Source organism: Anaerobiospirillum succiniciproducens DSM 6400 (assembly GCF_000482845.1).
GTDB lineage: Bacteria > Pseudomonadota > Gammaproteobacteria > Enterobacterales > Succinivibrionaceae > Anaerobiospirillum > Anaerobiospirillum succiniciproducens.
The window spans coordinates 19,153-28,383 of sequence record NZ_AXWV01000058.1; the positions used below are offsets into that span (position 1 = coordinate 19,153).

A 9,231-nucleotide genomic window follows, 5' to 3' on the forward strand; every position below is an offset into this window, starting at 1 on the left:
ATATTAATGTGCATGGAGCTAATGGCCACATGCTTTGAAGCTGACAACAAAAAGCCGGCTTATGCCGGCTTTAGATGAAGTCTATCTAGCTTAAAAGGGCATTAGCCTTTTGTGCTAGTGAGTAAATATTAGACTGAGCCGTCGATGATCTTATTTGCAGGATCGTAGTTATGCTGGAAGTGATCCTGATCGCTACGCATCTTAGCCTGTGCCTCCTTGATAGAAGCAAGAGGGATCTTGTCCCATGCCTCCTTAATTGGCATAAAGGCCTTGAGTGCATCATCGATTGGAGCCTCGCTAACCTGAATAGAAGCATCAGCAAGCTTATCTAACATGAAGTCATAGATAAGAGCTAAATTTCTTGCAATTTCAGGAGCGTGGGTAGGATCAAGAGTGTCCTTAAGGTGCTGAATAATGGCAGTAGCTGAGGCAATCTTCTTTGCCTTCTCTTCTAAATCACCACGTGCAATCGCACCCTTAGCTTGGCCCAGGCGTTCAAAGACACCGTTGAATAATGCCTTTGTAATAGTGTAAGGATCAGCAACAGCAAGTTCAGCGTTAACTGAGGCCTTGCGGTACTCCTTCATCATATCCTGAGGTTTTGTAATAAACATTCTCTCTCTACTCCTGCACAAGCAAAGGCAAAAAGCAAAAAAACTGTGTAGTTATAACTTACCATTATATAGCATTTCGTAAGCTAGCACTGATGCTTTTTTCTCACTTGCTCTGGCAAATCCTTGCAAGCATAACAGCCATGTTTAACTCATAGCCGCGATGTATAGTTTAGATCGGACTTATTGACCTAAGATAGATATATTGCACGCAACATGCCATGTACATAAAAGAGACATTAAGCAGATAAAACCTGATAAATAGGCTGTTTATAGACTGATTGTGGCTGCTTATGGTGCGGAAGTCTTTTGCCGCTAGGCATACTTGAGCATTTGAACTGGCAAAAGTTTGCGTGAGCAAACGCCATCGCAGAGTGTACTTTGTCTAGCCTGTGTTTGCGTGCTATGGATACAAAAAACGCAGCCTAGGCTGCGTCTTAAGTGGCTCATAAACGTAGTTGCTTTAATGCTGAGCCTATCATGAGATCTAACCTTAAGAATTATAAAATGTTCTCTTGTAAGAAGAATGATAAACGGCGGTGATGAGCTACACGACGAATATTCTTAAACTGTAAACGGCGACGATGTGAACGGCGAATAGATGAACGGTGGCCTTTGAGGTGAGCTGAACGTCTCATAATAAAAACTTTCCTATCTTGAGTGGCTACATCAAGAGTAGTACATGAACTTGATTGTCTAACACGATCTTTAGCTAGGTACGTACTTAGCGCAAGTAGCAAGGTTTAGCTCTTGAGCTTTTCTACTTAGCTTTAGCGCGGCATTTTAGGAAGACCTGTCTAAATGCAGCTTAAGCAAGTACCTATGTAAGCTTGTCTATTAGCCCTTAACTAAGCTTTTGTGTGCCTTTAACTAAGCTTGTCTGTGCTTTTGCACTTGTAGTGCTTAACGGAAAACACGGCTATAGACGTATATCTATAGTTCTCTAATACTTATATCTGATGAGCCCGAATGCCAAATCATGGCTGACATTGAATCATTTGGGTCACGTGCATTATAGACCTCCATTGTTAGCGCAAGATTAGGATTTGAGTAGCTTTTGTGTTATGCATCATGAAATTTATGGTTGCCTAAGCCCGTTTGATGCACTTTTGAGCAAGATTATCGCTAAAAATACCAAACAAGAGCAAAAACTTACTAATTAACAAGTGTAAGTTTGATTGGCTTAGTTTGCGGAACTCATTTTTATCAAAAACACGGTGTACATTGCCTTTTAGACGGTCTTAAACGGCTGGTTAAGGTGCAAATCTGTGACGGATGTGGGATTTATGGGGATGATCTTCAAATTTCTGTTAAAATGAGGCAGCTTTTGTTTGTGTAGCCTATTTGCGGGAATTTACAAGAATGGATATTTTACGCGGCTCTTCAGCTTTATCAGATTACAAGCTCGATAAGCTGATCCTCTCACTGTCTCAAGCTGGTGTAGAGGTTTCCAGCATTTCTACTGCTTTCATGCATTTGATTGACTGTGCTGAACCGCTTACAGATGCTCAAAAGGATGTCTTAGCTAAGATCCTTACCTACGGCCCAGTTGATACTGCTCACGAGGATAAGGGTGAGCTTTTCTTAGTTGTACCACGTATCGGTACCATCTCTCCTTGGGCTACTAAGGCCACCGATATTGCTCACAACTGTGGTTTAAATAGCATTCATCGCATTGAGCGCGGTGAGGCTTTCTACATTTGCGCAAAAGACGGTAACGCCTTTACTCAAGAGCAAAAGAAGATCATTTCTTCAATGATCTGCGATCGCATGGTACAGACTGTTCTGTACTCCTTTGACGATGCTAAGGCTCTGTTCTCCGCACAATGCCCTGCTCCATTTAAGACTGTTGCACTGACTAGTGGTGGCAAGGCTGCACTTGAAAAGGCTAACGTTGATTTAGGTTTAGCTCTGTCAGCCGATGAGATCGACTACCTTGTTGATGCATTTAAGAACTTAGGCCGTGATCCTTCTGATATCGAACTGTACATGTTCGCGCAGATGAACTCCGAGCACTGCCGTCACAAGGTCTTCAACGCTAAGTGGGAAATCGACGGCGTTGAGCAGGATAAGTCTTTATTTGGCATGGTGCGCAACACCTTTGAGGCTACTCCAGACTACGTGTTATCAGCTTACCGCGATAACGCAGCTGTTATGGAAGGTTCTAAGGCTGGTCGTTTCTATGCTGAAAATGGTTCCCGAGAGTGGGCATTCCATCAAGAAGACATGCCGATCTTAATGAAGGTAGAAACCCACAATCACCCAACTGCGATCTCTCCATTCCCTGGTGCAGCAACTGGCTCAGGCGGTGAAATCCGTGACGAGGGTGCAACTGGTGTAGGTTCTAAGCCAAAGGCTGGTCTGTGCGGCTTTACTGTATCCAATCTTAAGATCCCTGGCTATCTGCAGCCTTGGGAGCATGATTTTGGCAAGCCATCTCGTATTGCCTCTGCTCTGGACATCATGATCGAAGGTCCATTAGGCGCAGCATCATTTAACAACGAGTTTGGTCGACCAAACTTAACTGGCTACTTCCGTACTTATGAAGAGCAGGTTTCAAGCTTCAACGGCACTGAAATCCGTGGCTACCACAAGCCAATTATGCTTGCTGGCGGTTGGGGTAACATTCGTCGTGAGCACATCCAAAAAGATCACATCAACCCAGGTGCTAAGCTCATCGTTTTAGGCGGCCCTGCAATGGATATCGGTCTTGGCGGTGGTGCAGCTTCCTCTATGAACTCAGGTCAGTCCTCAGAGGAGCTCGACTTTGCATCTGTACAGCGTGGTAACCCAGAAATGCAGCGTCGCTGCCAAGAGGTTATCGATTCATGCTGGCAGTTAGGTGCTGATAATCCAATTATGTTCATCCACGACGTTGGTGCAGGCGGCTTATCTAATGCAATGCCTGAGTTAGTATCCGACGGTGGTGTAGGCGGTCGTTTCGAGCTTAGAGCTATTCCAAACGACGAGCCAGGCATGTCTCCTCTGCAGATCTGGTGTAACGAGTCTCAAGAGCGTTACGTATTAGCTGTAGATCCAGACAAGTTCCCTGTATTTGAGGCATTCTGTAAGCGCGAGCGTGCTCAGTTTGCTGTTATTGGTGTGGCTACCGAAGAGCGCCGTGTAGTACTTCACGATGAGCACTTTGATAACTGCCCAATCGACTTACCTTTAGATATCCTCTTAGGTAAGCCACCTCGTATGTTTAAGAAGGTTGAGCATGCTCAGCACAACAGCCCAGAGTTCGATGCTACTGGCATTTGCCCATGTGAGGCTGCCGAGCGCGTCTTAGCTCTGCCAGCAGTTGCTGAGAAGACCTTCCTTATCACCATTGGTGACCGTTCTGTTACTGGCTTAGTTGCTCGTGATCAGATGGTTGGCCCATGGCAGGTTCCTGTTGCTGACGTAGCTGTTACCGCTGCTTCATACGATTCATACAATGGTGAGGCTTGTGCTGTAGGCGAGCGTACTCCAGTTGCTCTGCTTGATCACAAGGCATCAGTTCGTTTAGCTGTTGGTGAGGCTTTAACCAACTTAGCTGCTGCTTATATCGGTGAGTTAAACCGCGTTAAGTTATCTGCTAACTGGATGGCTGCAAATGGTCACCCAGGCGAGGATGCAGGTCTGTTTGACGCCGTTAAGACCTTAGGTATGGAGATTTGCCCTGAGCTTGGCATTACCGTACCAGTAGGCAAGGACTCTATGTCCATGAAGACCTCATGGGAAGAGGACGGTGTTAAGCGCGATGTTATCGCTCCTATGTCCCTCATCATTACCTCCTTTGCACGTGCTGAGGATGTACGCAAGACCTTAACTCCACAGTTAAGAACCGATAAGGGCGACACCGATTTAATCTACATTGATTTAGGTGAGCGTAAGGGCCGCTTAGGTGCATCTGCTTTATCTCAGGTTTACAGACAGCTTGGTAACAAGCCTGCTGACCTTGAAAATGCATCTCGCTTAAAGGGTCTGTTCGATGCAATTCAGTTCTTAAACAAGTCTGATCTCATCTTGGCTTACCACGACATTTCAGACGGTGGTTTATTCACTGCTGTTGCTGAGATGGCTTTTGCTGGTCACACTGGTGTATCCGTAACCTTAGATCAGCTCAACCAAGATAACTTAAGCGCTCTGTTCTCAGAAGAGCTTGGTGCTGTTATCCAGGTTAAGCGTGAGGACAAGGAGAAGGTTCTCAACATTCTCTCTGGTCACGGTCTGGCTAACATCAGCTTCGTTATTGGTACCTTACGTGACGACGACCGTATCGTCTTCACTCGTGACGGTAAGGATGTTATTAACAACACCCGCACTCACTACCGTACCATTTGGGGCACCACTACTTATCACATGCAGTCTCTGCGTGATAACCCAGTTTGCGCTAAAGAAGAGTTTGAAGACAAGGCTGACGAGAAGGATCCAGGCTTATTCTTCAACCTTACCTTCGATAACGAAGAAGACGTTGCAGCTCCATTCATCAACAAGGGCGCTTCTCCAAAGGTTGCTATCTTACGTGAGCAGGGCGTTAACTCCCAAGCTGAAATGGCACACGCTTTCTACCGTGCTGGCTTTAACGCAGTTGACGTTCACATGTCCCAGATCTTAGATGGCTCAGTTAAGCTTTCTGATTTCATGGGCTTTGCAGCTTGCGGTGGCTTCTCTTACGGTGACGTATTAGGCGCAGGTGAGGGTTGGGCTAAGTCCATCTTATTCAACGAGCGTGCAAAGACTGAGTTTGCTCAGTTCTTCGATCGTAACAACACCTTTGCTTTAGGCGTATGTAATGGCTGTCAGATGATGTCTACCTTACGTGACATCATTCCAGGTGCTTCTTTATGGCCTCGCTTCGTAACCAACAAGTCTGAGCGCTTTGAGGCTCGCTTTGTTCAGGTTGAGGTACAAAAGAGCCCATCTATCTTCTATCAAGGTATGGAAGGCTCTTGCATGCCAATCGTGGTTTCACACGGTGAGGGTCGTGCTGAGTTCAAGGATGAGTCACACGTAAAGGCTTTAGAGGATGCTAATTTAGTAGCACTGCGTTACATCGACCACTACGGTAAGATCGCACAGCGTTACCCATTAAATCCTAACGGCTCACCAAACGGTATTACCTCTGTAACTACCGCTGACGGTCGCTTCACTATTATGATGCCGCACCCAGAGCGTGTAGTACGTACCGTTGCTAACTCTTACCATCCAGATAACATGGGTGACTTTAGCCCATGGATGCGTCTGTTCCGCAACGCACGTCGTTACATCGGCTAATAGCTACACATTAAGCTCAATCAAGGTAAGGCGATCTTATAATTCGCCTTATCTAAAAGGCTCTCCAAGCTCACGCTGCGAGGGCCTTTTTAATTCCACCACACTCATCTTAATCCCAAGCTTATCAACCCCACACTACCCTCCTCATTCATACATGCCATTTCATCTACAAAGCACTGATCCCATTGCCCGTGTTCTAAAAAGATCGCAGATCGCGATCGTCAACTGTGACTAAAGACAATGCCGTGATCTTTACTAAAAAAGATCGCAGATCGTGATCTCCAACTTTGAGTAACGGTAATGCCGTGATCTTTACTAAAAAAAGATCTCAGATCGCGATCGTCACCTTTTAGTAACGGCAATGTTGTGATCTTTACTAAAAAGATCGTAGTTCGTGATCGTTACTTTTTAGTAACGGCAATGCTGTGATCTTTACTGAAAAGATCGTAGATCGCGAACGCTACCTTTTAGTAACTGCAAGGTCGTGATCTTTACTAAAATGGTCGCAGATCGCGATCGTCACATTTTAGTAACGGCAATGCAGTGATCTTTACTAAAAAGATCGCAGATCACAATGTCTAACTGTCTAAAATGCAATGCCGTGATCTTTACGAAAAGATCGCTGATTCTGATCTTCAATCTTTTGGTTGGAGGTTGTGGTAGGTTTTGTTGGCGATCGTGAAGAAAGATCTTAAGATCGCGATCTTAACTTTTTATCTATGTTAGGTATTAATGATCGATGGTAAGAGTGGTTCTTGCTGCTTTTTGAGTGAGGGGATAGGGTATTTTTTTGCTTAAACGCTACAAAGAACATGGTGATGTTGCCTAGGTAGTGGCATAATTGTGTAGCTGCGGCCGATATGTTGCAAGCATGAGGCTGCTCGATTTTTTTACCCTTGCTAAGTGGTGTTGGTTAATGAGTACGATTCCTAATTCTCAAAGCGACGTTGAGCTGATGAGTGAAGTTTTGCAAAAGACTCCTTCAGCAATCATGGTCATCGATGAGGGTGGAATCATTAGAAAAGCCAATCCTGCAGCACTGTCTTTACTCAATGAGTCCTATCTTGAGGGACGCAAATGGGTTGAGGTGATCTCCACTGTATTCCGTCCACGTAATGATGATGGTCATGAGATCTCCACTCGTGATGGACGACGTTGTCAGGTAGTAACTGTACCGCTGCACTCAGGCCACTTAATTCAAGTTACCGATCTTACCGAAACCCGCCTATTGCAAGACAAGCTCTCTCATATGGAGCGTTTGTCATCGCTTGGACGTATGGCAGCATCGCTTGCCCATCAGATTCGTACTCCACTATCAGCAGCTATTTTGTATGCAGCTAACTTAGGAAATGCCAATCTACAAGAGTCTGCTCGTAAGCGTTTCCAAGAAAAACTCATGAGCCGTCTTGAGGCTTTAGAAGCTCAAGTAAGCGACATTTTGATGTTTGCTCGTTCTAATGAGCAAACTGCTAAGCTTACTGATGCTACTAGTGTGGCTGATCAAGCAGCTAATAATGTCACAGCTGTACTTACTAAGGGTGAGGCGCGTTTAGATGTTCAGATTGAAGATGAGGGTCTGGAGATCATGTGTAACGCCACCGCTTTAACTGGCGCGATTAGCAATCTGATTGCTAATGCAGTTGAGGCTGGTGGTCATAACATCATTTTAAATTTAAGTAAGGATGGCGATCGCGCTGTTTTTGCTGTGGCCAATGACGGTCCAAGAATTCCAGAAGAACTCAAAGAGAAGATCTTCGAGCCTTTCTATACCTCTAAGCCATCTGGCACTGGTTTAGGTCTGGCTGTTGTCACTGCAGTGACTAAAGTGCATCAGGGTATTTTGCGCCTTGATTCTTGGGATAATACTTTTGCGACAGTCTTTGAGATCTCTATTCCTCTGCACAAGGCAACAGAAGAAGACTCAGCTCAGCAAATTGCTGCAGTAACCAACGCTACTACGCACACTCATAGTCAAGCTAGCTCCAATAATACTTTAGCTCATGATGGCGCTGCATCTGCAGCTTTAGGTGCTGGTACATTAAGTGGCCAAGCTACATCAAGTGCCCAAGCATCAGCAGCCTCAGCTGTATCCGCGCCAATGGCTACATCGTCAGTTGCGCCATCAGCAGCAGCTACTTCTACACAATCGGCATCGGCTGCTGCCTCTGCAACTGAACTGTTACGTGCGACATCGAAAGGGGCACATAAGAGTGCCGCTGAAAATCAAAGTAATGCAAGTGCAATGGGCTCTAACGATACCAAGGCAGCACGTTCAATCTTAACTGAGAGTGCCCACGGTAATAATCGTATTAGTGAGACAGCTATTGGTACTGGCTCTATTGATGTGGGAGTTAATTCATTTGCATCAAGCAGTGGCTTTAGCTCTTATGATAACGCTGAGGATTTTGCATCTGAGGCAAGTGATTTGTCCAATGCCTTAAGACACGGCTCATCTTTTGCAAGCATAGCCAATCAAGATGTTGGATATGGCCATGATGTATCTTCAGGCATGTCATTTATGGGTAATGCTGCATCTTCTCAATCTTTACCAAAGACAGCTGCAGGTATTAGTTCACAGCAAGCCCATGCAGCTAATAGTGCCACCTCAGAGGCCTTTGCAGCTTATGCACGTAAGCAGCAATCTCTAAGAGCTAGTGAGAATGCAAGTACTTCTGAGCACAATACCTTCTCACAGGTAGTGCATACTGATGTATCAGGCTTTAACCAAGTTGAGGTTAAGGTTGATAAGTCGCATAAGTTACTCGATGCAAGCGAGCAGCATAAATCTAATGCGCTTGAGTCAAACCTCAATGTCGATGGCACATCTACGGTCAAAGATCCAAAGTCTGCTAAGGGCTCAGCAGTAGGCGCAGCTAACGCAGTATTTGCCGCAGCTGTTAGATCTCAAAAGCGTCGCAGTGAAGACGAGATCTAGCCTTTTAGCCAAGTCTTTGTTACATCTGGTGATCTATTGTCTAAATCTACAGGTATGTAAGCTCATGTGCTCTTAAGGTTAGATGAACTTAAGTATGCCTAGCTGTTCCAAAAAAGTTGTTCAAAGTTAAACATCCTTATTGGACTTATCCGCACTCTGTTGACGGCATAGGTGGTTAGTATCCTCACTACCTATGTCCCAACTAGAGCCTATTGATGCCCAGTAGCACCGGAGAGACGTTCTAGCAGAATTCTCTTTACCTCTTGCTTCTTGGTGTACCTTGAAATTTCGGTATCGTAGAATCTGTCTAGAATGTTCTGAGCAGCATTTTCGTCAGCCTGTAGCACAACCCCGTCCACGCCGATAAAACGATCGCCATACCTCTTGCCTTCAAGGCGTTGGGTCCGACTATCAATTTGCGAT

At 45.3% G+C, this 9,231-nt stretch carries 5 protein-coding genes; 2 read left to right on the forward strand and 3 right to left on the reverse strand.

What is annotated here, in order from left to right:
• Positions 1–128 precede the first annotated feature (128 nt).
• Together fliS and H524_RS17310 are read right to left on the reverse strand one after the other, a co-directional pair.
• Positions 129–614: a flagellar export chaperone FliS gene (gene fliS / locus H524_RS15030; protein ID WP_052339006.1), complete on the reverse strand. Its 486-nt coding sequence runs from the start codon at positions 612–614 to the stop codon at positions 129–131.
• A 497-nt stretch (positions 615–1,111) separates the two neighbouring features.
• Positions 1,112–1,249 carry a hypothetical protein gene (locus H524_RS17310; protein WP_156907587.1) on the reverse strand — a complete coding sequence of 46 codons (138 nt, stop codon included), beginning with the start codon at positions 1,247–1,249 and terminating at the stop codon, positions 1,112–1,114.
• 724 nt (positions 1,250–1,973) lie between these two features.
• Here H524_RS17310 and purL point away from each other — a divergent pair.
• The gene (purL, locus tag H524_RS0108430; protein ID WP_027939899.1) at positions 1,974–5,873 is read left to right on the forward strand and encodes a phosphoribosylformylglycinamidine synthase; all 3,900 of its coding nucleotides are present in this window, start codon (positions 1,974–1,976) and stop codon (positions 5,871–5,873) included.
• Positions 5,874–6,789: 916 nt separating this feature from the next.
• Positions 6,790–8,808 (forward strand): sensor histidine kinase, encoded by a 2,019-nt coding sequence (locus H524_RS16595; RefSeq protein WP_052339007.1) that lies wholly within the window; start codon positions 6,790–6,792, stop codon positions 8,806–8,808.
• Between the two features lie 209 nt (positions 8,809–9,017).
• On the opposite strand, the gene H524_RS0108440 is transcribed toward H524_RS16595, so the two are convergent.
• A partial coding sequence (locus tag H524_RS0108440) for a hypothetical protein (RefSeq protein WP_027939900.1) occupies positions 9,018–9,231 on the reverse strand: 214 nt, incomplete at its 5' end.